General features: G+C 63.3%; 21 protein-coding genes and 1 tRNA gene. 15 read left to right on the forward strand and 7 right to left on the reverse strand.

The genetic code is table 11. The features are described from left to right. The first annotated feature begins 5 nt into the window (after positions 1 to 5). From L0U81_RS00625 to L0U81_RS00640, 4 genes are all read left to right on the forward strand, one after another. Complete coding sequence (locus tag L0U81_RS00625; RefSeq protein ID WP_233799677.1) at positions 6 to 983, forward strand: AAA family ATPase; 978 nt, start codon at positions 6 to 8, stop codon at positions 981 to 983. Positions 984 to 1,337: 354 nt separating this feature from the next. Then, a complete protein-coding gene (locus L0U81_RS00630; protein WP_233799678.1) occupies positions 1,338 to 2,444 on the forward strand; it encodes an NAD(P)/FAD-dependent oxidoreductase in 1,107 nt (368 codons plus the stop codon). Positions 2,445 to 2,578: 134 nt separating this feature from the next. Further along, complete coding sequence (locus L0U81_RS00635) at positions 2,579 to 2,890, forward strand: high-potential iron-sulfur protein (RefSeq protein WP_233799679.1); 312 nt, start codon at positions 2,579 to 2,581, stop codon at positions 2,888 to 2,890. Between the two features lie 293 nt (positions 2,891 to 3,183). After that, on the forward strand, positions 3,184 to 4,476 hold the full coding sequence (locus L0U81_RS00640) for an MFS transporter (RefSeq protein WP_233799680.1): 1,293 nt from the start codon (positions 3,184 to 3,186) through the stop codon (positions 4,474 to 4,476). Between the two features lie 36 nt (positions 4,477 to 4,512). Here L0U81_RS00640 and L0U81_RS00645 read toward each other — a convergent pair whose 3' ends face one another. Continuing rightward, entirely contained in the window at positions 4,513 to 6,039 is a 1,527-nt protein-coding gene (locus tag L0U81_RS00645) for an amidase (RefSeq protein WP_233799681.1), read from the reverse strand. A 234-nt stretch (positions 6,040 to 6,273) separates the two neighbouring features. Then, positions 6,274 to 6,972, reverse strand: a complete 699-nt coding sequence (locus L0U81_RS00650; RefSeq protein ID WP_233799682.1) for a dienelactone hydrolase family protein — start codon at positions 6,970 to 6,972, stop codon at positions 6,274 to 6,276. Positions 6,973 to 7,650: 678 nt separating this feature from the next. Between L0U81_RS00650 and L0U81_RS00655 the strand changes: the two genes are divergently transcribed. Continuing rightward, positions 7,651 to 8,796: a branched-chain amino acid ABC transporter substrate-binding protein gene (locus L0U81_RS00655; RefSeq protein ID WP_233799683.1), complete on the forward strand. Its 1,146-nt coding sequence runs from the start codon at positions 7,651 to 7,653 to the stop codon at positions 8,794 to 8,796. 88 nt (positions 8,797 to 8,884) lie between these two features. On the opposite strand, the gene L0U81_RS00660 is transcribed toward L0U81_RS00655, so the two are convergent. Next, on the reverse strand, positions 8,885 to 10,099 hold the full coding sequence (locus L0U81_RS00660) for an MFS transporter (RefSeq protein ID WP_233799684.1): 1,215 nt from the start codon (positions 10,097 to 10,099) through the stop codon (positions 8,885 to 8,887). A 233-nt stretch (positions 10,100 to 10,332) separates the two neighbouring features. Here L0U81_RS00660 and L0U81_RS00665 point away from each other — a divergent pair, with 233 nt between their 5' ends. The 3 genes from L0U81_RS00665 (at position 10,333) to L0U81_RS00675 (ending at position 13,233) form a co-directional block, all read left to right on the forward strand. Beyond that, entirely contained in the window at positions 10,333 to 10,995 is a 663-nt protein-coding gene (locus L0U81_RS00665; RefSeq protein WP_233799685.1) for a HugZ family pyridoxamine 5'-phosphate oxidase, read from the forward strand. Between the two features lie 397 nt (positions 10,996 to 11,392). Next, positions 11,393 to 11,695, forward strand: coding sequence for an H-NS histone family protein (locus L0U81_RS00670; RefSeq protein ID WP_008921239.1), 303 nt, complete (start codon positions 11,393 to 11,395; stop codon positions 11,693 to 11,695). Positions 11,696 to 11,979: 284 nt separating this feature from the next. Continuing rightward, a complete protein-coding gene (locus L0U81_RS00675; RefSeq protein WP_233799686.1) occupies positions 11,980 to 13,233 on the forward strand; it encodes a cation diffusion facilitator family transporter in 1,254 nt (417 codons plus the stop codon). On the opposite strand, the gene L0U81_RS00680 is transcribed toward L0U81_RS00675, so the two are convergent. From L0U81_RS00680 to L0U81_RS00690, 3 genes are all read right to left on the reverse strand, one after another. Next, positions 13,205 to 13,675 (reverse strand): Lrp/AsnC family transcriptional regulator, encoded by a 471-nt coding sequence (locus tag L0U81_RS00680; RefSeq protein ID WP_211193365.1) that lies wholly within the window; start codon positions 13,673 to 13,675, stop codon positions 13,205 to 13,207. The genes L0U81_RS00675 and L0U81_RS00680 overlap by 29 nt on opposite strands. Positions 13,676 to 13,753: 78 nt before the next feature. After that, a complete protein-coding gene (locus tag L0U81_RS00685) occupies positions 13,754 to 14,386 on the reverse strand; it encodes an exonuclease (RefSeq protein WP_233799687.1) in 633 nt (210 codons plus the stop codon). Beyond that, entirely contained in the window at positions 14,383 to 15,027 is a 645-nt protein-coding gene (locus L0U81_RS00690; protein WP_233799688.1) for an MBL fold metallo-hydrolase, read from the reverse strand. Before L0U81_RS00690 ends, L0U81_RS00685 begins: the two co-directional genes overlap by 4 nt. A gap of 646 nt (positions 15,028 to 15,673) precedes the next feature. Here L0U81_RS00690 and L0U81_RS00695 point away from each other — a divergent pair. Further along, positions 15,674 to 16,270, forward strand: a complete 597-nt coding sequence (locus tag L0U81_RS00695) for a septal ring lytic transglycosylase RlpA family protein (RefSeq protein WP_233799689.1) — start codon at positions 15,674 to 15,676, stop codon at positions 16,268 to 16,270. Between the two features lie 112 nt (positions 16,271 to 16,382). Here the strand turns inward: L0U81_RS00695 and rsmI are convergent, their stop codons facing one another. Then, positions 16,383 to 17,267: a 16S rRNA (cytidine(1402)-2'-O)-methyltransferase gene (gene rsmI, locus L0U81_RS00700; protein ID WP_233799690.1), complete on the reverse strand. Its 885-nt coding sequence runs from the start codon at positions 17,265 to 17,267 to the stop codon at positions 16,383 to 16,385. Between rsmI and L0U81_RS00705 the strand changes: the two genes are divergently transcribed. The 6 genes from L0U81_RS00705 to trfA all read left to right on the forward strand — a co-directional run bounded on the left by L0U81_RS00705 (position 17,266) and on the right by trfA (position 21,467). Beyond that, a complete protein-coding gene (locus tag L0U81_RS00705) occupies positions 17,266 to 17,790 on the forward strand; it encodes a YraN family protein (RefSeq protein ID WP_233799691.1) in 525 nt (174 codons plus the stop codon). The two genes, rsmI and L0U81_RS00705, sit on opposite strands and share 2 nt — an antisense overlap. Before the next feature lie 228 nt (positions 17,791 to 18,018). After that, on the forward strand, positions 18,019 to 18,606 hold the full coding sequence (locus tag L0U81_RS00710; RefSeq protein WP_062125567.1) for a phosphoheptose isomerase: 588 nt from the start codon (positions 18,019 to 18,021) through the stop codon (positions 18,604 to 18,606). A gap of 26 nt (positions 18,607 to 18,632) precedes the next feature. Continuing rightward, a complete protein-coding gene (locus L0U81_RS00715; protein WP_233799692.1) occupies positions 18,633 to 19,424 on the forward strand; it encodes a BON domain-containing protein in 792 nt (263 codons plus the stop codon). After that, positions 19,424 to 19,777, forward strand: a complete 354-nt coding sequence (locus tag L0U81_RS00720; RefSeq protein WP_233799693.1) for a c-type cytochrome — start codon at positions 19,424 to 19,426, stop codon at positions 19,775 to 19,777. Before L0U81_RS00715 ends, L0U81_RS00720 begins: the two co-directional genes overlap by 1 nt. Positions 19,778 to 19,839: 62 nt before the next feature. Continuing rightward, a tRNA-Ala gene (locus L0U81_RS00725) sits at positions 19,840 to 19,915 on the forward strand. Between the two features lie 553 nt (positions 19,916 to 20,468). Next, positions 20,469 to 21,467 carry a plasmid replication initiator TrfA gene (gene trfA / locus L0U81_RS00730; RefSeq protein WP_233799694.1) on the forward strand — a complete coding sequence of 333 codons (999 nt, stop codon included), beginning with the start codon at positions 20,469 to 20,471 and terminating at the stop codon, positions 21,465 to 21,467. Positions 21,468 to 21,759 lie beyond the last annotated feature (292 nt).

A 21,759-nucleotide genomic window follows, 5' to 3' on the forward strand; every position in this document is an offset into this window, starting at 1 on the left:
GAGCCATGACGACAGCAATGGTCAAACAGGAAATCGCCGTAGCGTCATTTAGCCGCGTGTACGACCTTGACGAGGTCGAAACCGCGCTGAACGGTCTCGGTGAGGGCGCAAACGAGGCACTGCGTGCGACCTACGAAAAGATGCTGAAAACCGGCAATCTGCGTTTCTGCGTGAAGCCTAACCGGATGCCGTCGATCGACGATCTGATCGGTGCGCTGCCCAATTTTTCCACGCCGCTCGACGACATCCGCAAGCAGGTCGCGCTGTGCCTCGAAACCGAGGACCGGCTCGAGCTGATGCCGATCCTGCTGCTCGGCGACCCAGGCATCGGCAAGACGCATTTCGCGAAGCAGTTGGCGCGCCTGCTCGGCACCGCGTACCAATACGTCGCGATGAGCTCGCTGACGGCGGGCTGGATTCTGTCGGGCGCGTCGTCGCAATGGAAGAACGCGAAGCCGGGCAAGGTATTCGATGCGCTCGTGAACGGCAGCTACGCGAACCCGGTGATCGCCGTCGACGAAATCGACAAGGCGACTGGCGACTCGCAATACGATCCGCTCGGTGCGCTTTATGCGCTGCTGGAGCACGACACCGCTGAAAGCTTCATCGACGAGTTCGCCGAGATCCCGATCAACGCGGGCAACGTGATCTGGATCGCGACCGCCAACGATGAACGCGCGATCCCGGAACCGATCCTCAACCGCATGAACGTCTACGAGATCCCGCCTCCGGACCACGCGGGCGCGCGGCGCATCGCTCAGTCGATCTACGACGAGATCCGCGGCGCGCACAACTGGGGGCTGCGTTTTCCGGAGACACTCGGCGACGCGACGCTCGATGCGCTCAAGCGTGCGTCGCCGCGCGAAATGCGCCGCGCGATCCTGAACGGCTTCGGCGCGGCGCGCATCGCAGGACGCGACCGGATCGAACCCGCCGATATCCGCCTCGATTACGGAAACCGCCGAAAACCGATCGGTTTTTGAGGTTTTTGGCCTTTTTCTTGTACAAAACCCCTGTTTTCTGTGGTCGGCGTGATTTGGGGCGGTAATTCATACGGCGCGTGCGATAAATGCGACAGCAATTATTTCTTTTTTGAGGTGGATCGCGCTGTCACGCCCATTTGCGGCCCCTTCGCCTGACTGGCGCGCGCGTCGGTTTGTCACTTCTGTCTGTACCACGTCGTACAATTTTCCTTCGCGGTGATAAAAAGACATAAGCAGACGCAACGGACAGATGCGTTCGACAATGAACGGAACGCGGCGGCGAGGTGCCGCTCCTGTCTTCCTTCCATCGGCTGAACGAGGCAGCGCGCGGCGCAACGGGCCGCGTCAACGGATATGGATCAGATCGAATGTGTAGTGATCGGCGCCGGCGTGATCGGCCTTGCGACGGCGCGCGCCCTGGCGGCGCGCGGGCGCGAGGTGATCGTGTTGGAGGCCGCCGACGCGATTGGCGTGGGTACGAGTTCGCGCAATAGCGAAGTGATTCACGCGGGCATCTACTATCCGCGCGGATCGCTGAAGGCCACGCTGTGCGTGCGCGGCCGCGAAATGCTGTACGACTATTGCGCCGAGCGCAACGTGCCGCATTCGCGCTGCGGCAAGCTGCTCGTCGCGACGTCGCGCAACCAGATTCCGCAGCTCCAAAGCATCATGGCCAAAGGGCGCGACAACGGCGTGCTCGACCTGATGCGAATCACCGGCGACCAGGCACAGGCGCTCGAACCGGCGCTCGAATGCGTGGAGGCGGTGTTTTCTCCGCAGACGGGGATCGTCGATAGTCATCAGTACATGCTCGCGCTGCAAGGCGATGCCGAGCGCGACGGCGCGGTGTTCGCGTTCCATGCGCCGGTCGAGGCGATCGAAGCGCGCAACGGCCGCTTCACCATCACGGTCGGCGGCGCGGCGCCGACCACGATCAGCGCAGCCTGCGTGATCAACAGCGCGGGACTGCATGCGAACGCGCTCGCGCGCAGGATTCGTGGACTCGACGCGCGCCACGTGCCGCCGCTTTACCTGGCGCGCGGCAATTACTTCAGCATCTCGGGACGCGCGCCGTTCAGCCGCCTGATTTATCCGATGCCGAACGAGGCTGGCCTCGGCGTGCATCTGACGATCGATCTCGGCGGCCAGGCGCGCTTCGGTCCCGACGTCGAATGGGTCGACACGATCAATTACGACGTCGATCCGCGTCGCGCGGAGTCTTTTTATGCGGCGATTCGCGCCTACTGGCCGGCGCTGCCCGATGGCGCGTTACAGCCAGCCTACGCTGGCATTCGGCCGAAGTTGTCCGGTCCAGGCGAGCCCGCCGCGGACTTCGTGATCCAGGGGCCGGCCGCGCATGGCGTGCGCGGGCTCGTCAACCTGTTCGGCATCGAGTCGCCGGGGCTGACGTCATCGCTTGCGATCGCGCAGCGGATCTGCGAGCTGGCCGGGCGAGGGTAAAGTCGCGTTTGTACCGTACCGATCCGTTTATCTCTGTCATTTGGAACATCACGGCCGTCTGCTTCGTTGTTATGCTTGGCGAACGCTGTCACCAGAACGGCGTTGATTCCAATATAAATATGGAGTGAGTCCCCATGAGATCGTCCCGTCGTACGTTTTTGATCACCAGCATCGGTGTGGCATCCACGCTCGCGCTGTCGCGCCAGGCGTTCGCCGATGCGCCGAAAGTTTCCGAATCCGATCCTACCGCGCAGGCACTGGGGTACAAGGCGGACGCGAGCAAGGTCGACAAGGCGAAATTCGCCAAATTCGCGCCTGGCCAGCAATGCAGCAACTGCAGCTTCTTCCAGGGCAAGGCGGGCGACGCCTTCGGCCCCTGTCCGATGTTCGCCGGCAAGCAGGTCGCGGCCGGCGGGTGGTGCAGCGCATATAACAAGAAGGCCTGATAAAGCCTGCGTTTGATGTGATTGCAGGCTCGTGCGAGACGCGCCGCAACATCGCGGCATGTCTTCGAACTGCGCACATCCGGGCGTCCGCCGTCGCGTGCGGCGGACGCTTTGCTCGTCCTTGAAAACCGTTTGACCGCTCTTTACACTCGAAAGCGATTGCTTGCACCAGCGCGACATTGCTCGCGCATGACGATGGCCAGCGGCGTTCGACGCGTGTGCGTTTGCGTCGAAACGCGCGTTTTGAAACGGCTGACCTCGGGGGATTTTTTTTCGCAAGCTGGAGAGTTCGAATGGCACCCGCGTCGAGGAGCCTTCATACGCGCGCAGTCGTCGCGGCCGTGATCGGCAACGCGCTCGAATGGTACGACTTCGCCGCGTTCGGCTTCCTGACGGTGGTGATCACCCCGTTGTTCTTTCCTGCCGCCAACGACTACTCGTCGATCCTCCTGACTACCGCGACCTTCGGCGTCGCCTTCGTGATGCGGCCCGTCGGCGGCATCGTGCTCGGACTCTACGCGGATCGCGCGGGACGCAAGGCGGCTTTGTCGCTCGTGATCGCGCTCATGACGCTCGGCATCCTGCTGCTCGCGATTGCGCCTCCGTATTCGGCAATCGGCATCGCCGCGCCGGTCATGGTCGTGCTCGGGCGTCTGTTGCAGGGTTTTTCCGCCGGCGGAGAATTCGGCAGCGCGACGGCGTTGCTGATCGAAGCGGCACCGTTCTCGAAGCGCGGCTTCTACGGCAGCTGGCAAATGTCGGGTCAGGCGGCGGCGCTGCTGCTCGGCGCTGTGGTCGGTGCGCTGATCACGCATGGGTTGTCGCCCGACGCGCTGAAGTCGTGGGGCTGGCGCGTACCGTTCATCATTGGCTTGATCATCGGGCCGATCGGCTTTTATATCCGCCGTCATCTCGCCGATTCCGAAGCGTTTCTGTTCGCGCAAAAGAATGCGCCGCGCGCGACCTTGCGCGAAGTGTTCACTCGCCATAGCGGCAGTGTGCTTTGCGGGCTCGGCTTGGTGATCGCGCTGAGTGTCACGACCTACGTGCTGATCAGTTATCTGCCCACCTTCGCGGTCACGCAACTGAAGCTGCCGTATGCGCAGTCGTTTTATGCGGTGATCGTCGGCAATCTGTTGCTGGCTGCGCTGTCGCCGTTGACCGGCGCATGGTCCGACAGGATCGGGCGCAAGGCTTTGTCGCTGTGGTCGCTCGCGCTCACGTTCGTGCTGATCTATCCGTTGTTCGCATGGCTCGCGGGCGAGCCGAGCGTGTCAAAGCTCGTGCTCGTGCAGGCCCTGCTATCGATCACGCTAGCGGGCTACTACGGTCCGTTCGGTGCGCTGATCGCCGAGCTGTTTCCGGCGAACGTGCGCTCGGTCGGTCTTGCGCTCGCGTATAACGTTGCGGTGATGGTGTTCGGCGGTTTCGGACCGTTTGTCGTCACGTGGCTGATCAACGCGACCGGCTCGCCGCTCGCGCCGACCTGGTATGTGATGGCGGGGCTCGCGCTGTCGATTGTCGCGCTCGCGTGCATCCGGGGGCAGCGGCACGTCGATCTCGATGCGCAGCGCAAGCCGGCTTAGACCTTCAGAGCTTCATTGCAGCGCGCCGCTGCGTTTCTAGCGTCGGGCATTCATCAACGGCGGGCGTCTGTCGAACCAGGGCCGTGCCGCTTCGAGCTGCGCGGCGAGTCTGAGCAACGTCGTTTCGCCGCCGATGCGCGCCGCGAACTGTACGCCGATCGGCAGCCCGCGCGCGTTCCAGTACAAGGGCACCGACATCGCCGGCTGTCCGCTCAGGTTGAACAGCTCCGTGCAGCCGGCCCAGGCGAATGCCTTGTTCGACGCTTCGAGCAGCAGTTTCTTCATAAACCGTTCGAGCGGCATCGTGGTGATCGCGCGCATCTGCATGCGTTCGACGGAGCTCGGCCGCATCTCGCCGATCTTGATCGGCGCGGCCGCGAGCGTCGCGCACAGCAGCACGTCGTAGCGGTTCAGCAAGTCGGTGAGGCGCCCGGTGATGCGGCGCTGTTCGTCGAGCGCGGCTGGCAAGCCCTGCTCGCCGATCTTGCGGCCGACAAGCGCCATCGCCCACGTCGAAATTTCGAACTCGCGGCGCTCGGGCTTGTGGCCGGTGATGCGCTCCGCGTTCAGCACCATATCCTCGGCAGTCACCGACCACAGCGTCAGGAACGCATGACGGACCGCCGCGAAATCGACGCCGAGCGATACCGGCTCCAGACGATGGCCGAGCGAGCTCGCGAGTTGCGCGGCGTCGTCGAGCGCGGCGCGTGCATCAGCCGATAACGACGGGGCGAGCATCGGTTCGGTCACGTACGCGATTGTGAGCGGCTTGCATGGCTCGCGCGTCGCGCCGAGAAAAGTGCCGGGTGCACCGGCGGGCCGCTCGGCGTTGCCCGCCAGCAGATCGAGCAGCAACGCGCTGTCACGCACGCTGCGCGACACGGCGTGATCGATGCCGAGCTCGCCGGCGCCGGGCGGCGCTGCGCGGGGCACGCGACCGCGCGAGGGTTTCAGGCCGAATAGTCCGCAACACGATGCCGGAATGCGGATCGAGCCGCCGCCATCCGATGCATGCGCGAGCGGTACGATGCCCGCGGCGACCGCCGCCGCGGCACCGCCGCTCGAACCGCCCGGCGTGTGATCGAGATTCCACGGATTACGGCACGCGCCAAATAGTTCGGGCTCCGTATAAGGCATCTGGCCGAGCTCGGACGTGCTGGTCTTCGCGAAGATGTTCAGACCCGCCGCTTTCGCGAGGGCGACGACCGGTGCGTCCTGCGTCGGAATGAAGTAGCGGTAGTGGCGGCTGCCCATTGACATGCGCAGTCCCGCAACGGGGGCGCCGAGATCCTTGATCAGGAACGGCACGCCGGCGAGCGCGGCGTGGGCGGTGGAGTTGTCCGTCCCGTTGACGCTGTTGACGGTATTGGCGCGATTCGCGTCGTCGCGCGACGCGCGCTTGCGTGCCGCATCGTAGTCCTTCAGAACGACCGCGTTGATCGCGGGATTGACGGCCTCGGTGCGCGAGATTGCGTCGTCGATCAATTCGCGCGCGCTGACCTGGCGCGTGCGCACGAGTTCGGCGAGGCCGATGGCGTCATGAGCGAGATAGTCTGAGTGCACGTCGGTTGAGCCCTCGCGGTCGATTGGCAGGCTGCGTCGAATTCGTGGCTTGTCATGCACGTGCGAGCGTCGCACATGAAAAAAGACGGCGTGTCGGCCGACACGCCGTCTTTCAGAGAGTACCCGAGTTACGCGCCGACGTGACCTACGTGAATTCGAACGCGCACTTCAAATGCCCGAACTTGCGATCACGTGAGCGACGCGGCGGGTATCGACGAATGCCGGACCCGCGAATTACATCCGCTCGCCGAGGAACGTCAGCGTGCGGCCATGCGCCAATGCCGACGCGTGCTGGTTATAGGACGCACGCTCCGAGCAGTTGAAGCCGTGATCGGCGTTCGGGTAGATGTTGAACTGCACGTCGGCGCGACCCACGAAGCGCTCCTGAATCTGACCGATGTCCGACAGCGCAATGTGCGCGTCGAGCTCGCCATAGTGGAACTGCATCGGCACTTTGACGTTCGCGGCTTTGTCCAGATGGTTGTGGATGCCGCCGCCGTAGTAGGCGACCGCGGCGTCGACCGAACCGGACGCGGCAGCCAGATACGCGAGACGGCCGCCGAAGCAGTAGCCGATCGCCGCGACCTTGCCGGTCACTTCCGGCAGCGCGCGCAAGGCGGCGGCAGCGGCGCCGATGTCGGCGACCGCGTCGTCGAGTTTGGTCTTCTGCATCAGTTCGATGCCTTTTTCACGATCCTTGCCGTCATACGTCAATTCGACGCGCGGCTGTACGCGCCAGAACACGTCCGGGGCGAGCGCGACATAGCCGTCCTGCGCGTACTGATCCGCGACCGAGCGGATATGGCCGTTCACGCCGAAGATTTCCTGAATGATGATGACGGCCGGTCCCTTGCCGCCCTTCGGCAGCGCGAGGTAGCCGCCGAAACTGTCGTTGCCGGCGGGGATGTCGATCCATCGGGAAGTCGTGCTCATGTTGTTCTCCATTGCCTTGCGCGAACGCCGCGCGAGGTCGGTGTGTACGAAACGCTCAGGGCCGCCCGGCCCTGCAACGGGCGGTTAGTTTGCCATCAAAAGAAACGGCTTGCAGCGAGGCGGGACGGGGCCTCGCGGCGGATGCGGCGTGGTGCGGCCGAGTGGGTGGCTCAGCTCTAGCGGGAATGGCGGCTGGCCACCGTGCGGATCGCCGCGTTCATGCATTGATGGGTTAACCGATTTAAGCCCGAATCAGACTCTTTGGCATGCTCACAATCCTGTTCGGTGCGCCACGTTTTTGAATTGAAAAAACCTTCGAATCACGCCCGAAAGAAGTTAGAAAGAGCGTAAGTCCGCGCCTGCGGAAAAATGCCTCACTTAGCGGAAACCCGCATTGGCTGGGGCTTTCCGCCCCGGCCCCCAAGCCGCGAGCGGCTCCCATGGTAAATACGCTATTAGTGTTGTTCCCACTGTCTCAAAAAATTCCCCCAAATTAATTTGATGGCCTACACTTGCGCGCAAGTACGGTTTGCCAACTGTCACAAACAGTCCGGTAAACGTACTGGCCAAGTGCATGAACGATGCAACCGGCGTGGTCGTCCACGGGACTGAGCGACACGTGTAGGGGAAGCGGGGCACAGGGCGATTACGTTGTTTTGACCGAAACTGGAGACTTACATGAACATCAAGATTCAAACGCTGTTGCCGATCAGCGCTGCCGCGATGCTGTTCGCGACGTTGGCAACTTCGGCCGCGGCCGACACGGTCATCAAGATCGGCCACGTTGCGCCGTTGACGGGCGGTATCGCTCACCTGGGTAAGGACAACGAAAACGGCGCGCGCCTCGCCGTCGAGGAAATCAACGCGAAGGGTCTCACGATCGGTGGCCAGAAGGTCACGCTGCAACTCGACGCGCAGGACGACGCGGCTGACCCCCGCACGGCCACGCAGGTTGCTCAGAAGCTCGTCGACGACAAGGTCGTCGCCGTGGTCGGCCACCTGAACTCGGGCACCTCGATCCCGGCTTCGAAGATCTATAGCGATGCGGGCATCGTGCAGATCTCGCCGTCGGCAACCAACCCGGCCTACACGCAGCAAGGCTTCAAGACGACCTACCGCGTCGTCGCGACCGACGCGCAGCAAGGCCCGGCACTCGCGAACTACGCGGCGAAGGGCATGAAGGTGAAGAGCGTCGCGATCGTCGACGACTCGACCGCTTACGGCCAGGGTCTCGCGAACGAGTTCGAGAAGACCGCCAAGGCGCTCGGTCTGAACGTCGTGTCGCACGACGCGACGAACGACAAAGCGGTCGATTTCCGCGCGATTCTGACGAAGATCAAGGGCGAAAACCCTGACGCGATCATGTACGGCGGCATGGACGCAACCGGCGGCCCGTTCGCGAAGCAGGCGAAGCAGCTCGGCCTGCGCGCGAAGGTGCTGGCAGGCGACGGCGTGTGTACCGACAAGCTGTCGGATCTGGCCGGCGACGCTACCGACAACATCGTCTGCTCGGAAGCCGGTATGGCGCTCGAAAAGATGGCGGGCGGCAAGGCGTTTGAAACGAAGTACGAGAAGCGCTTCGGCCAGCCGATCCAGATCTACGCGCCGTTCACGTATGACGCGGTTTACATCATCGTCGACGCGATGAAGCGCGCGAACTCGACCGATCCGGCGAAGATCCTGGCAGCGATGCCGACGACGGACTACAAGGGCGTGATCGGCGAAACGACGTTCGACTCGAAGGGCGACCTTCAGCACGGCGTGATCTCGCTGTACAACTACAAGCAAGGCAAGAAGACGCTACTCGACGTCGTGAAGATGTAATTTCGGTGTGATCGAAGGCGGCGTCGCGCCGCACTTCGATTCGCCGCTCAAGAGGCACGTGGGCCGTGAGGCTTGCGTGCTTTTTTTTTCAGATCTTCAAACGCCGCAGCACCCTTGGCCCGACGAGCGCGATGATCGCGGCGCACACGGCAACAACCGACAGACCGATCGTCAGATTGGTCACCTGAGCGACCGCGCCGATGATCACCGGTCCGAGCAGCAACCCGAAATAGGCGAGCCCCGCGACGTGCGCGAGCCCCTCAGCCGCGTGGATGCCCTTCACGCTCGCCGCCGCCGCGAACAGCACCGGCATCATGTTCGCGAGGCCCAGGCCGATCAGCGCGAAGCCGGCGAGCGCGGCCACCGGATTCGGCAGCAGCAACGCATCGACCATCCCGGCGCAGGCGAGCGCCGCGCTGATCATCACGAGCTGCGGTGCGCCGAACCGGGCGCGCACCGCGTCGCCGGCAAAACGCGCGGCCGCCATGCCGCCGGAAAACGCCGCGTAGGCGGCGCTCGCGAGCGCGGGCGTCGAGAGCACGACATCGCGCATATAGACCGTGGCCCAGTCGTACATCGCGCCTTCGGCGATCAGTGCGACCAGCGCCATCGTGCCAAGTGCCCACAGCGCCGGCGAGCGCCAGCGGCTCGCACGCGGCGTCGCCGCGTCGGGATGCTCGGCGTGCGGGACGTGCGGCAGCACCGACGGGCACGCGAACACCAGCACGAGCGCGCTGACCGTCGCGGCGAGCGCGAGATGCAGCGCCGGCGCCATCCCGCGCGACAGCAGCGCCCCGCCGACCGCAGCGCCGAACATGCCGCCAAGACTGAACATCCCGTGTAGCGACGACATGATCGGCTTGCCGAGCGCCTTTTCGACCGCACTCGCTTCGGCGTTCATCGCGACGTCGAGCGTTGCCATGCCGGCGCCGAACACGGCCAGCACCACCAGCAGCATCCAGTACGCCGGGACGACGAGGATCAGCGCCGCGCAGGCGGCCATCGCGAGACCGCCGGCGAGGCATGCGCGGCGGGTGCCGACCCGCGCGATCCATGACGCGTTGGTCACCATCGCGCCGATCGAGCCGCCGGCCACCGCGAACAGCGCGAACGACAGCATCGCCGGATTCAGATGGAAGCGGTCGCGCACCGTCGGCACGTGTACGCCCCACGACGCGTACATCATGCCGGCAATGAAGAACAGCGCCATCGTGGCGATGCGTGCGCGTTGCCGCTCGGTGACGGGCAGGTCACGGTGCGCGGCGGGCAGGGCGGCGAATTCGGAGGCTTGGTGATCGGGCACGGAGGTCTCGAGGCGGAGGGCGCGAGAAAGCGCATTGAAAGCGGACCTTCGATTCTATCGAAGCGTGCTGGCTTATGCTTGGAGCCGTCGGATCGGACGCATACGATTGAACGGCGACGGGTGCGACGAAGCGGTGTTGCCGGATGTCATGCTTTGGGGGCGGCGCCGTTTTGCACTGCCGGACACCACTCACCGCTCGCAGCCCATCTCTAATTCACCCGAGGTACGCTCAGTTGAACATTCCCGCTCACGCTCCGCTGCATCTGCTGCACACGGCCGCCGTCGGCACGCTCGCCACGCACGCGCGCCAGCCCGAGGGCTTTCCTTATCCTTCGGTGCTGCCATTCGCGCCGGACGCGCGGCATCGTCCGACGATCCTCGTGAGCCGGCTCGCGGAGCACACGCACAACCTGCACGCCGATCCGCGCGCCGGCTTTCTGGCCGTCGACGCGCCCGACGGCGACGTGCTGGGCGGCCAGCGCGTCACGCTGCTCGGCCGCTTCGAGCCGGTCGACCCGAGCCCGGAACTCGTGCGGCGCTATCTGCGCTACCACCCGGAGGCAGAGCGCTACCTCGTGCTCGGCGATTTCACGTTCTGGATCATGAAGCTCGAACGGCTGCGCTACATCGGCGGCTTTGGTGCGATGGGATGGCTCGACGGCGCCGAACTTGATCCGCTGCCACCGCTGGCGGCTAGCGAGGAGGATGAGCTGATCGCGGAATTCAGTCGCCGACCGGGCGGCGCAGGTAGCGTCGAATTGCTTGGCGTCGACCGTTATGGCGTCGATCTGAAATATAACGGCGTGCGCGAGCGTTGCGCCTTCGACAGCGCGCGATCCGATACCGAGACATTGCATGCGGCGCTCGAAGTTTGCATGGAGCGGCGTGCGAATTAAGCATTATTGTTTATTGGGAAAAGACGCATGCACTAGTCGCAACGCGCTGGCTCCTGTCTCAATAGTGCGCGCTTATGGCGACCAAAGATTTCATGCGGTGAGAGGTTTGATGTGCGATAGCTATCTCAAATCTCATTTCCTGATAGTTAAATCGTTTAAATAAGCATGTCGGCAGGATTTTTTCAGTGGCATGCGAAATCGCCTAATTGAAAGTCCGTAGCCGGACAGAGCGGTGGGCGGAAACTTTTTGAAACGGAATTTAAATTAATTTTCTGCCGGTGGTTTTGCAGTCTTTCTATTTTGTGTTAATCTCGCCTTCAAATTCCGAGGCGTGAAACGTTCAAAGGCCAAGTCGGCATAAGACCGGCAGTCATTTATCCATACCACAAGGGAAACTATGTCTTCTTACAAGGAACTGCTCGCGCAGCGCGAGAAGCTCGAAAAGCAGATTGAAGAAGCGAAGTCGCGCGAATACGCGGAAGTCTTGAATGAGATCAAGCAGAAAATGGCGGACTACGGCATCTCGCTGAGCGAACTCGGCGGCGGCCGCGCACCGAAGGGCGCTAAAGCGAGCCGCCCGCGCGCAGGTGTCGCGCCTAAATACCGCGATCCGGAAAGCGGCAGCACTTGGTCCGGCCGCGGCAAGCCGCCGCGCTGGATCGCGGGTCTGGATCGCGAAAAGTTTCTGATCCAGAAGTAATGCCGAACCGGCGGGTGTAAAGGTTGCCGGCGGGTAATCCGATTACCGGCAACCCACAGTGTGGATAGCCTGCTGCAGATTCTCAGAAAGCCGTGTACCGATCAGGTCGCGGCTTTTTTGCATTTGAGGCGCCGGTTTTTTGTCACATGCACTTCAAGTAACTGGAACGCGAATGCTTTTCGTTTAGATAAGCGACTGATTTAAAAGGATTTTTAGGTGCTTTCCCAGCGCGTTCGATTCGTGGCGGGTACAATAAGAAAAATTGAACTTTCCTTCTTTTCAGCATGCAGTCCGCCGCGATCACCCAAACCGCCGAGAAACAACGCGTTGCTCGCAAAAGTACCTTTGCAAGCATAGCGGTCAATACCGTGTTGATGACGCTGCAAATCGTCGTCGGCACGATCGCGCACTCGCAGGCACTCGTTGCCGACGGTGTCCATTCCCTTGCCGATCTTATTTCCGATTTTGTCGTGCTGATTGCCAATCGGCATAGCGGGACGGAGCCCGACGCGAATCACAATTATGGACATAGCCGTTATGAGACGGTGGCGTCGTTATTTCTCGGCGCGCTGCTGATCTCGGTCGGTGTCGGCATGTTGTGGCGCGCCGGTACTCGGCTCGCCGATCTGCAAAATATTCCCGCCCTGCACATCAGCGCACTCGTAGTCGCGGTGCTTGTGCTCGTCAGCAAGGAAGCGCTGTTTCGCTACATGCTGCGCGAAGCGAAGCGCGTGCGTTCCGCGATGCTGATCGCGAACGCATGGCACGCACGCTCGGACGCGGCGTCGTCGTTGGTGGTGGGGATCGGTGTGATCGGCAGTCTCGCCGGTGTGCGGCTACTCGACCCGATCGCGGCGGCGATCGTCGGCTTCATGGTCGCGCGCATGGGCTGGACCTTTGGCTGGGACGCGCTGCAGGATCTGTCGGACCGCGCCCTCGACGAAACCGCTGCCGCCGACGTGCGCGCATTGCTGATGGCCACCCCCGGCGTGCGCGACGTGCACGAAATGCGTACGCGCAAGATGGGCGATTTCGCGCTTGTCGACGCTCACATCCTGGTCGATCCGTTGATTTCGGTGTCGGAGGGGCACTACATCGCGGAGTCGGCGCGTTTGCGCGCGCTGAGCGATAAGCGCGTGCTCGACGCGCTGATCCACGTCGATCCGGAAAACGATGCGCTCGCGCATCCGCCCGTTGATCTGCCGCCGCGCGAGCGGGTGGTCGGCGAGGTCAACGCGGCGCTGGCTGCTGGCGGCTTGCAGGCTGCGGCGGTGAATCTGCACTACCTGAGCACCGGGCTCGATGTGGAGGTGGTGCTGCCGGCGGTGTCATCTGATGGACGCAGTGCAGCAGGCGCGGCCGAGGCTGCTGGTCTGCTGGACAACGAGGCACAATCGCTCGGTCGCGTCGACCTGGAGGCGCTCAAGCGCCGTCTCGGCGCGCGCAAGCTCGACGTGCTGCTGCAACGGGACATATCCGTCGCTCAGGGCAATTCGGCGGCGCCACCTGTCACAGCGGCAACTGGGTATCGAACTTGATTTCGCGCAGCACGACGCTCGTGCGCACCTGCGCGACGGCCGGAATCTTGAAAATGCGTTCGTGAAGGAAGCTGTCGTACGCCTTGATGTCGGGCGCGACGATCTTCAGGATGTAGTCGGATTCACCGGTCGTGCTGTAGCACTCGGTGACTTCGGGGCAAGTGGCGATTTCCCGTTCGAACTGCTCGACCCCACCCTCGGTGTGACGCGTCAGATGGATATGCGCGAGCGCGCACACGTGCAGGCCGAGCTTTTCGCGATCGAGCAGCGCCGTGTAGCGCTGGATCACGCCCGACTGTTCCATGTCCTTGATGCGCCGCCAGCACGGCGTGCTCGACAGCCCGACCTGATCGGAGATTTCCTGCACGGAACGGCGTGCGTCGAGCTGGAGCAGGCGCAGGATCTTCTGTGAGAACGTATCGAGTGTCAACTGCGCCTCCATTAGCGTCGCCGTATCAACGCATGGTAGAGGGCGCGAAAACGAAACGCAATGTAAAACGGCTCCCGCGAGCGAGATTGCCTAATTTACCGGGTCCGGAGCGGCGTTTTGCCCTGAGCCGTCCCCATCATCTTTGCCCTCCGCCGACAGGGCCGGCTGACGCGCCCGCAACTCCTTCAGCATGTTGCAAAAGAGGGCGCCTTGCTCGATTGCGTCGTCGAGCGCGACGTGCGTATGAGGATGCTCGTCGAACCAGTGTTTAGGAAAGCGCGGCTTGATGTTCTTGCGGTACGGCAGGCCGGTCATCGCGAACGCGAGCGTCTTGATGTCGAGCGCCGACCACGAGAACGGGCAGCGGCCGACGAAGCGCATCATGTACCAGAACATATAGGTGAAGTCGAAGCCGGCCGGCATCGCGACGAACACCGGCTTGCCGGGCAGCGCCTCGACCCATTCGACATAGGCGATCAATGCCGCCTCGGGCTTCTGCAAGTCCTGGCGGCAAGCCGCCCACGCTTCCGGCTGGGTCTTCCACCACGCCTCCTGCACCGGATGCGGCGAGGCGCCTTCGAGCAATTCGAGATTTGCCGAGAAAGTCGCGATCAGCTGTTTGTCTTCGGTGTATGCGGCGGATGCGAAGCTCAGCATCGAATGCGGGCCGGGGATCGGGCCGTCCGCTTCGACGTCGGTACTCACATAGATTTCGCTGCTCATGCGCCCACCCCGTCGGCAACGTACGGATTCGTGCGGCGCTCGGCACCGAACGTCGAGGTCGGGCCGTGGCCTGGCACGAACGTGACGTCGTCGCCGAGCGGCCAGAGCTTGTCGCGGATCGAGCGGATCAGGTCCGCATGGTTGCCGCGCGGGAAATCCGTGCGGCCGATTGAGCCGGCGAACAGCACGTCGCCAACCAGCGCGAGCCGGTGCGCGCGGCTGAAGAACACCACGTGGCCAGGCGTATGGCCGGGGCAGTGATAGACCTCGATGGTTTCGTCGCCGAATTGCACGGTATCGCCGTCTTGTAGCCAGCGGTCCGGCTCGAAGGCGTCGGCGGCCGGGAAGCCGAAGCGCGTGCTCTGGTCCGGCAGCTTGTCGAGCCAGAAGCGTTCGTCGGGATGCGGGCCTTCGATCGGCGCGCCGTAGTGGGTGGCAAGCGTCTTCGCGCCGGCGCAGTGATCGATGTGGCCGTGGGTCAGCAAGACTTTCTCGATGCTCACGTTCTGCTTTGTGATCTCGCGCTGGATGAGGTCGAGGTCGCCACCCGGATCGACGACGGCCGCGCGCCCGGTGGCCTCGCAAACGAGCAGCGAGCAGTTCTGCTGGAACGGCGTGACGGGGATCAGGGTGACTTTCATGGCAGGACGGCGCACTGGGAAAACGTTGATTGTACCGGCCTCGCGACAGTCTCCGTCGCCTACGCGACAAGGCGTGCGGAGGACGATGCCGCGATCTTCCCACGCCCCATTTTTGCGATAAATGTGAAGATTGATCAAGTTTTTGAGTCGCCCGCCATCCCGAAAAAAAGTTTTGGGTATAATGGGCCCCATGCACATGAGTTGTGCTGCCACAAGGCGATGTATCCCCACAAAAAGGGGATGCCGCTCGCCGTTCAAGTAAGGGCTGTCGGAGTGCCGACGGCCATCATGTATCGATGCGTTCGATGCACACGTCTTGCCCAGCCAGGCGCCGCGCGCTTGCTACGGAATTAACCTCCGTGACGCTGGGTGGGGCCTACGCCGCCGTTCCTGTGCGCTGAGTTGCGCGCGCAAGAACGTGTCTTTGCCACGTTCAGTTGGCGGCGTGTGGGGTCTGGTCAGGCTGCCGGGGACAGGTTGCGCCAGACGTGAAAATTAACCGTGCGGTAGCGGCTCAGTGAGCCGCATGCGGGCTTTGACGTACTGCGCTTTTTCGCGCGGCGCGTTGTCGTCCCTACCGCCGGAGTCGCAGGCAACACGCCCAGTTTTGCGGGTGACGCGACTCGACAATGTGATTGCACGTCCTATGAAAACTCGGCTAAACCGTGGTCTGGGGACTCTTTTTGCCTTTTTTGTACTGGCCGGCTGCGCCACGCCTCCGGGAGCGAGCGACACGTCCGCGAACGACACGCCGCAACGTACAAAGAACATGCATCTGAGCTCGTTCGGACCACAATCGTTCGGTAACGCGCCGGCCTCGAGCCCGAGCGCGCCGGCATCGCCGCTGGCCGACGCGCAGCCGCTCACCGAAGACGGTGTCGACGCATCGGACTTCCATCAGATTGGACGCGCGTCGTGGTACGGACGCTTCTTCCACGGTCACCGCACCGCGAACGGCGAGCGTTACGACATGCACGCGCTGACGGCCGCGCATCGTACGTTGCCGCTCGGCTCGTACGTGCGCGTGACCAATCCGGCCAATTCGCGTTCGGTGATTGTGCGGATCAACGACCGCGGCCCATACGCGCGCGGCCGTGTGATCGACCTGTCGATGGCGGCCGCCGCCATGCTCGACATGCGCCACAGCGGCACCGCGCGGGTCAAGATCGAAGGGCTCACACAGCAGGAAGCACGCGCCGCGTTGAACGAGACGCTGGCGTCGACCTCGGTCTCGAGCAAGTGATGTGACGTGACGCGGCGGTGATGCTGCGTCGGCTGTACAAACCGTCTGTAGAAAATCGAAGGGCCGCAACTTCAGCTTGCGGCCCTTGCTTTTTGCCCAACCGACTCGGCTCTCAGGCGTCGGGCTTGCCTTCCTTCAGCGCCAACGCGCGCGTGTACAACGCGTTGCGCGATGCGCCCGTGAGCGTCGCCGCGATCTTCGCCGCGCTGCTCACCGTCAATTCTTCCAGCAGGATGCCGAGCAGTGCGTCGTGATCGTGCTCGCTGGCCGCGTCGGCCGACGCGCCTTCGACCACCAGCACGAATTCGCCGCGCTGCCGGTTCGCATCGGCGGCGAGCCACGTTGGCCCTTCGGCCAGGGTGCCCTGGTGCAGCGTTTCGTGTAACTTCGTCAGTTCCCGCGCGATCAGCAGACGGCGCGTGCCGCCGAACGCATCGGCGAGCGCCTGCACGGTCTCGACGATCCGGTGTGGCGCTTCGTAGAACACCATCGCGTGACGATGCTCCGCGAGCGCCTGCAAAGCGGAGGCGCGCGCCTTCGGCTTGGGTGGCAGGAAGCCGAGGAACGAGAACGTCGTGACCCAGTCGCCGGTCGCGCTCAGCGCGGTTGCAAGTGCGCTCGCGCCGGGCAGCGGGATCACCGTGAAGCCGGCCTCGCGCACGGCGTCGACGAGCTTGGCGCCCGGGTCCGAGATGCCCGGCGTACCCGCGTCGGAAACATAGGCCACGCGCTCGCCGGCCTGCAGATACTCGATCACGCGCTGCGCCGCCGCGCGTTCGTTGTGCTGATGGACGGCGACGAGCGGCTTCGAGATGCCGTAGCGCGCGAGCAACTGACCGGTGTTGCGGGTGTCCTCGGCGGCAACGCGGTCCGCGAGTCCGAGCACATGCAGCGCGCGCAGCGTGATGTCGGCGATGTTGCCGATCGGCGTGGCCACCACATACAGCGCGGCGGCGGGGTACTGCTGCCCTTGCGCGAGTTCGGAGAGAGGAGTCATGACACGGAAGACGCAAACAGACGGAACGAGGCCGACATTGTGCCATGTGGGGTTGCATGCGCCGATCGATGAGCAGATCGCGCCGAAGACTACGCAAAAATCGCCCGCAAAGATCACCCCGAAAACCACTTACAACTTTTCCGCCCCCCACCAGTCCAAATCCGTCGGCGCGGCTTTCGAAGCACGCGCACAAGAATTTTTGCAGCGCCAGCGTCTGCGCTTCGTCGCGCGCAACGTGTCATGTCGGGGCGGCGAGATCGATCTCGTGATGAGCGATCGCGACGGCGCGCTGGTGTTCGTCGAAGTTCGCGCGCGTGCGCAGCGGCAATACGGCGGTGCGGCCGCCAGCATCGGTTGGCAAAAGAGGCAGCGCATCGTACGAGCGGCGCGGCACTATCTCGCGACGCGCGCCGCGAGAAACCGCGGCCCGCGCGACGAGCCTGCGTGCCGTTTCGACGTGATCGCGTTCGAGAGCGGCCGGCTCGTATGGCTGCGCGACGCGTTTCGCGCCGACGAAGTCTGACAGCTGGCGCTGACAACCAGTGTGAGTGCGATAAACTTGCGCTCGCGTGCCGCGCTCGAAAGCGCTCGCCGAGCGCACGGCAAGCAACATGTTTCACAACGATTGTGTGATTTTCGCCCCCGCGCGCGGCGTGCGCCGCGCGGCTCCTCGGCGGGGCACAGCCTGGCAATATCACTTCACAACACGGCCGCGCAGTGCGGTCCATTCGCGGTAGAAGATAGAGACTCGATGTCAGTCGAACGCATTCAACAACACTTCCGCGACAGCGCGGCAGTCAAACTCGAAGCCCTCGAAACCCTGTCGATGCCGATCGCCGCCGCGATCGACACGATGTTCGCCGCGCTCGCCAACGGCAATCGCATCCTCGCGTGCGGCAACGGCGGCTCGGCCGCCGACGCGCAGCATTTCGCCGCCGAGCTGATCGGCCGCTTTGAGCGTGAACGGCCGGGCCTGCCGGCCATCGCGCTCAGCACCGACACATCCGTGCTCACCGCAATTGCCAACGACTATTCGTTCGAACAGATTTACGCGAAGCAGGTCTGGGCGCTCGGGCAGCCCGGCGACGTGCTGCTCGCGATCACGACGTCCGGCAATTCTGCGAACGTGCTCGCCGCGATCGAAGCCGCGCACGAGCGCGAAATGATCGTCGTCGCGCTGACCGGCAAGGGCGGCGGACGCGCGCAGGAAGTGCTTAGCGACACCGACATCCATGTGTGCGTGCCGTCCGATCGCACCGCGCGCATCCAGGAAGTGCACCTGCTGACCATCCATTGCCTATGCGACGGCATCGATGCCATGTTGCTCGGCGAAGACTGAGACTGATTCCGAAGGAGAGCTAGTTGATGAGCGTATTCCGCGTCAAGAAGACACTGGTGAGAACCGTGCTCGTGGTCGGGTTCGCGGCGGGGTTGTCGGCCACGCTGCAAGGTTGCTTTCTCGCCGTCGGGGCCGCGGCGGGCGGCGGCGCGCTGGTGGCGACCGACCGCCGTACGCTCGGCGCGCAGACCGAGGACCGCGAGATTCAGGTGAAGGCGCTGTCGCAGATCAGCCAGAATCTGCCGGACTCCGCACACGTCAACGTCACAGTGTTCAACCGCCGCGTGCTGCTGACCGGCGAGGTCGCGGGCGATGCGTCGAAGCAGCGCGCCGAGAGCATCGTGCGGAGCATGAACAACGTGAATACGATCGTCAACGAACTGGCGATCATGCCGGCGAGCTCGTTCTCCTCGCGCACCAACGACACCTACCTCGAAACGCGCGTGAAGACTGCGCTGATCGCCGAGAAGAACATTTCTGCGAATAACTTCAAGGTCGTGGCCGAGCGCGGCAATGTCTATCTGATGGGCCTTGTCACGATGAATGAAGGCAATGTCGGTGCCGACGTCACGAGTCGTGTGCCGGGCGTCGTGCAGGTCGTCAAGGTGTTCCAGTACATCCAGCCGCAGGAAGCCGAGGCCGCCTCCGCCGCCGCTGCGACGGCGCCGGTGGCCGCCTCGCAGCCCGAGGCCAGCGAGCCGACGGTCGGCGCGATTCCCGATTCGTCGGTGAGTGCGCGGCCGCTCGATCAACAGGCGCCCGCGCCGGTCAACTCGTCGACGTCGGTGCGGCCAGGCAATCCGAAGGCGGTGCCCTGATGCGCGGTGTGGCGCGTGTGAGTGTTGTGTTCACGGTGGCGATCGGCGCGCTGGCGGGCACGATGACTTCGGCCGCTCGCGCGGCCGAGACGCCTCGCGGCCAGCAGGTCGCCGCCGCGAATGCGTGCATGGGCTGTCACGCGGTGGATCGTAAACTGGTCGGTCCGTCATTCCAGCAGATCGCCGCGAAGTACAAGGGCGACGCGCAGGCGCCGGCCAAACTCGCGCGCAAGGTGAAGGACGGTGGCTCCGGTGTATGGGGCGTGATTCCGATGCCGGCGCATCAATCGATGAGCGATGCGGACATCCGCTCGGTGGTCGATTGGGTGCTCGCGGGCGCGCCGTCCAGATGAGGTTTTCCCGAGGCTGGAGGCTTGGCAAAAGGGAAAATGGCTGTGCTAGAATTATTTTCGTTGGGGGGGTAGCTCAGCTGGGAGAGCGTCGCGTTCGCAATGCGAAGGTCGAGGGTTCGATCCCCTTCCTCTCCACCAGAAATTTCTTTAAAAACAACGCACTACGTCTTGCGATGTAGTGCGTTGTTTTGCATTCCGGCGCAGGTTTTTGTACATGAGGTGTGGCAAATTTGTGGCGCCGCGCAGTAGTTCGAGATCGCGCACCTCATTGGTAGAAAACACTTCATGTCTCTACCGAGATTTCAGTGACCCTAAGAGTCAACCTTGCATACATCAGCTAACAAACGCCGCTGTGTGCACAAATGTGACATGGCGCAAATAAGGGCCAATGTCCATGCAAGCGTTACTCACGGTCGATCAGCTCGCTGAGCATCTACAGAAATCTGTCGCCAGCATCCGTAGCGATGCGACGCGCAATCCCCAGTCCCTTCCGCCGATCTGCCGCCTTCCCAACACGAAGCGCCTTCTTTGGCGTGCCGAAGATGTAGAGAGATGGATTGGCCTCCACGTCGCCGGCGCCGACTCTCCCAGCGTGACGGAACTGGCGTCACCTGAAAAGCGCCGGCGGGGGCGCCCAACCAAAGCCGAATCGGTAGCAAAGCGCGCGCACGGCGACGTCAAGTGGTGAGTCATGTCGCTTGACGATTTGAGGGGCAGCACTGGCCGCGAACCCGTGCTTGGGCGAGGCACAACAGGCGCAGGCGGCGAGTCGGAGCGCCACTCGGTTGATGCACTGGTCGCACGCGTCGCGGAATTGCAGAGGAAGCACCGAGAGCGGGTCGCCCGTGAAAAGCGCAACAACCTGCCCGGCGGACCGCTTCCGCAAGACCTAGTTCAGTTGCCGTATTGGCCGGACTTTGTGCGGGGCGTGCCGAACGGCTTCCTGCGGTCAGCCCTGTTCGGCGCTATCGCCAAGGGACCGCGCCGCTACCTGTCGGGCGAGCAGGTGACGACGCTCGACGGTCTGACAATTCTTTACACTGGCGAACGCCTTGACCAAGGCGACCTCGATGTGTGGGAAAGCGTTCTCCACGTCGTGCGCATTCAGGCGCTGGGGGTGACATGCCGTTTAACGTCCTACGCGCTGCTAAAGCTTATGGGCAAGACGGACACGGGCAAGAACCGTAGGGTGCTGCACACGCGCATCACCCGTCTAAGAGCCAACGCAGTAGAGATCAAGCAGGACGGAGGGCCATACATCGGGGGCCTTATCGATGAGGCCTACAAGGACAACGAAACTCGGGAATGGGTGATCGTAGTCAGCCCTAAGCTTCACACCTTGTTCGCAGCGGACCAATTCACGCAAATCGACTGGAATGTCCGTCGCGCGCTGGTCGGAAAGTCGCTAGCTCAATGGCTGCACGGCTTCTACGCCAGTCCTGCAAAGCCCTACCCGATGCGCATGGACACACTGCTAAGGCTTGCCGGTAGCGAGGACGAGAGTCCGAGCAGCGGGCGACAGACTCTGCGCAAGGCCCTTGACGCCTTGGCCGACGCGAGCGAGGCCCACCGTCAGCCGTTCAGCTACGACATTCGAGGCGACCCAGTACATGTCGATAAGAAGCCCAGCGACTCGCAACGCCGACACCTGGCCAAGAAGGCGGGTGGACAAAGGAAACGGTGCCTCTGATGCCGTTCTTGCGCCTACTCTAGATGCCGTTCCAGCACCTACGGTATGCGGTTCTTTCACCTACGCTCTGCCGTTCCGGCGCCTAGCGCTTGCCGTTCCAGCGCCTAAGTTGTCCACAAGCCGAATGCCTCACAAACTCAACAGCGGCGCGGAGTTGCGGCATTCGACTTGCAACGCCTAATCTGGTTTTAATCTTTATCTAATCATGCTGCGGCGAATTGCATCCCGAGCATGCGCACGGCTGCGCTGCCGTATATACGCCGGTTGCCTTTTGTCAGCACCATTGGATCGA

It is taken from the genome of Paraburkholderia sp. HP33-1 (assembly GCF_021390595.1).
Classification (GTDB): domain Bacteria; phylum Pseudomonadota; class Gammaproteobacteria; order Burkholderiales; family Burkholderiaceae; genus Paraburkholderia.

Excerpts from the sequence above, each read along its gene's own strand:
- L0U81_RS00695 (WP_233799689.1), top strand. The coding sequence starts at position 15,674 with ATGAAAACTCGGCTAAACCGTGGTCTGGGGACTCTTTTTGCCTTTTTT.
- L0U81_RS00675 (WP_233799686.1), top strand. The coding sequence starts at position 11,980 with ATGCAGTCCGCCGCGATCACCCAAACCGCCGAGAAACAACGCGTTGCT.
- L0U81_RS00630 (WP_233799678.1), top strand. The coding sequence starts at position 1,338 with ATGGATCAGATCGAATGTGTAGTGATCGGCGCCGGCGTGATCGGCCTT.
- L0U81_RS00705 (WP_233799691.1), top strand. The coding sequence starts at position 17,266 with ATGACACGGAAGACGCAAACAGACGGAACGAGGCCGACATTGTGCCAT.
- L0U81_RS00640 (WP_233799680.1), top strand. The coding sequence starts at position 3,184 with ATGGCACCCGCGTCGAGGAGCCTTCATACGCGCGCAGTCGTCGCGGCC.
- L0U81_RS00670 (WP_008921239.1), top strand. The coding sequence starts at position 11,393 with ATGTCTTCTTACAAGGAACTGCTCGCGCAGCGCGAGAAGCTCGAAAAG.
- L0U81_RS00635 (WP_233799679.1), top strand. The coding sequence starts at position 2,579 with ATGAGATCGTCCCGTCGTACGTTTTTGATCACCAGCATCGGTGTGGCA.
- L0U81_RS00690 (WP_233799688.1), bottom strand. The coding sequence starts at position 15,027 with ATGAAAGTCACCCTGATCCCCGTCACGCCGTTCCAGCAGAACTGCTCG.
- L0U81_RS00720 (WP_233799693.1), top strand. The coding sequence starts at position 19,424 with ATGCGCGGTGTGGCGCGTGTGAGTGTTGTGTTCACGGTGGCGATCGGC.
- L0U81_RS00710 (WP_062125567.1), top strand. The coding sequence starts at position 18,019 with ATGTCAGTCGAACGCATTCAACAACACTTCCGCGACAGCGCGGCAGTC.
- trfA (WP_233799694.1), top strand. The coding sequence starts at position 20,469 with ATGTCGCTTGACGATTTGAGGGGCAGCACTGGCCGCGAACCCGTGCTT.
- L0U81_RS00685 (WP_233799687.1), bottom strand. The coding sequence starts at position 14,386 with ATGAGCAGCGAAATCTATGTGAGTACCGACGTCGAAGCGGACGGCCCG.
- L0U81_RS00625 (WP_233799677.1), top strand. The coding sequence starts at position 6 with ATGACGACAGCAATGGTCAAACAGGAAATCGCCGTAGCGTCATTTAGC.
- L0U81_RS00655 (WP_233799683.1), top strand. The coding sequence starts at position 7,651 with ATGAACATCAAGATTCAAACGCTGTTGCCGATCAGCGCTGCCGCGATG.
- L0U81_RS00650 (WP_233799682.1), bottom strand. The coding sequence starts at position 6,972 with ATGAGCACGACTTCCCGATGGATCGACATCCCCGCCGGCAACGACAGT.
- rsmI (WP_233799690.1), bottom strand. The coding sequence starts at position 17,267 with ATGACTCCTCTCTCCGAACTCGCGCAAGGGCAGCAGTACCCCGCCGCC.
- L0U81_RS00680 (WP_211193365.1), bottom strand. The coding sequence starts at position 13,675 with ATGGAGGCGCAGTTGACACTCGATACGTTCTCACAGAAGATCCTGCGC.
- L0U81_RS00715 (WP_233799692.1), top strand. The coding sequence starts at position 18,633 with ATGAGCGTATTCCGCGTCAAGAAGACACTGGTGAGAACCGTGCTCGTG.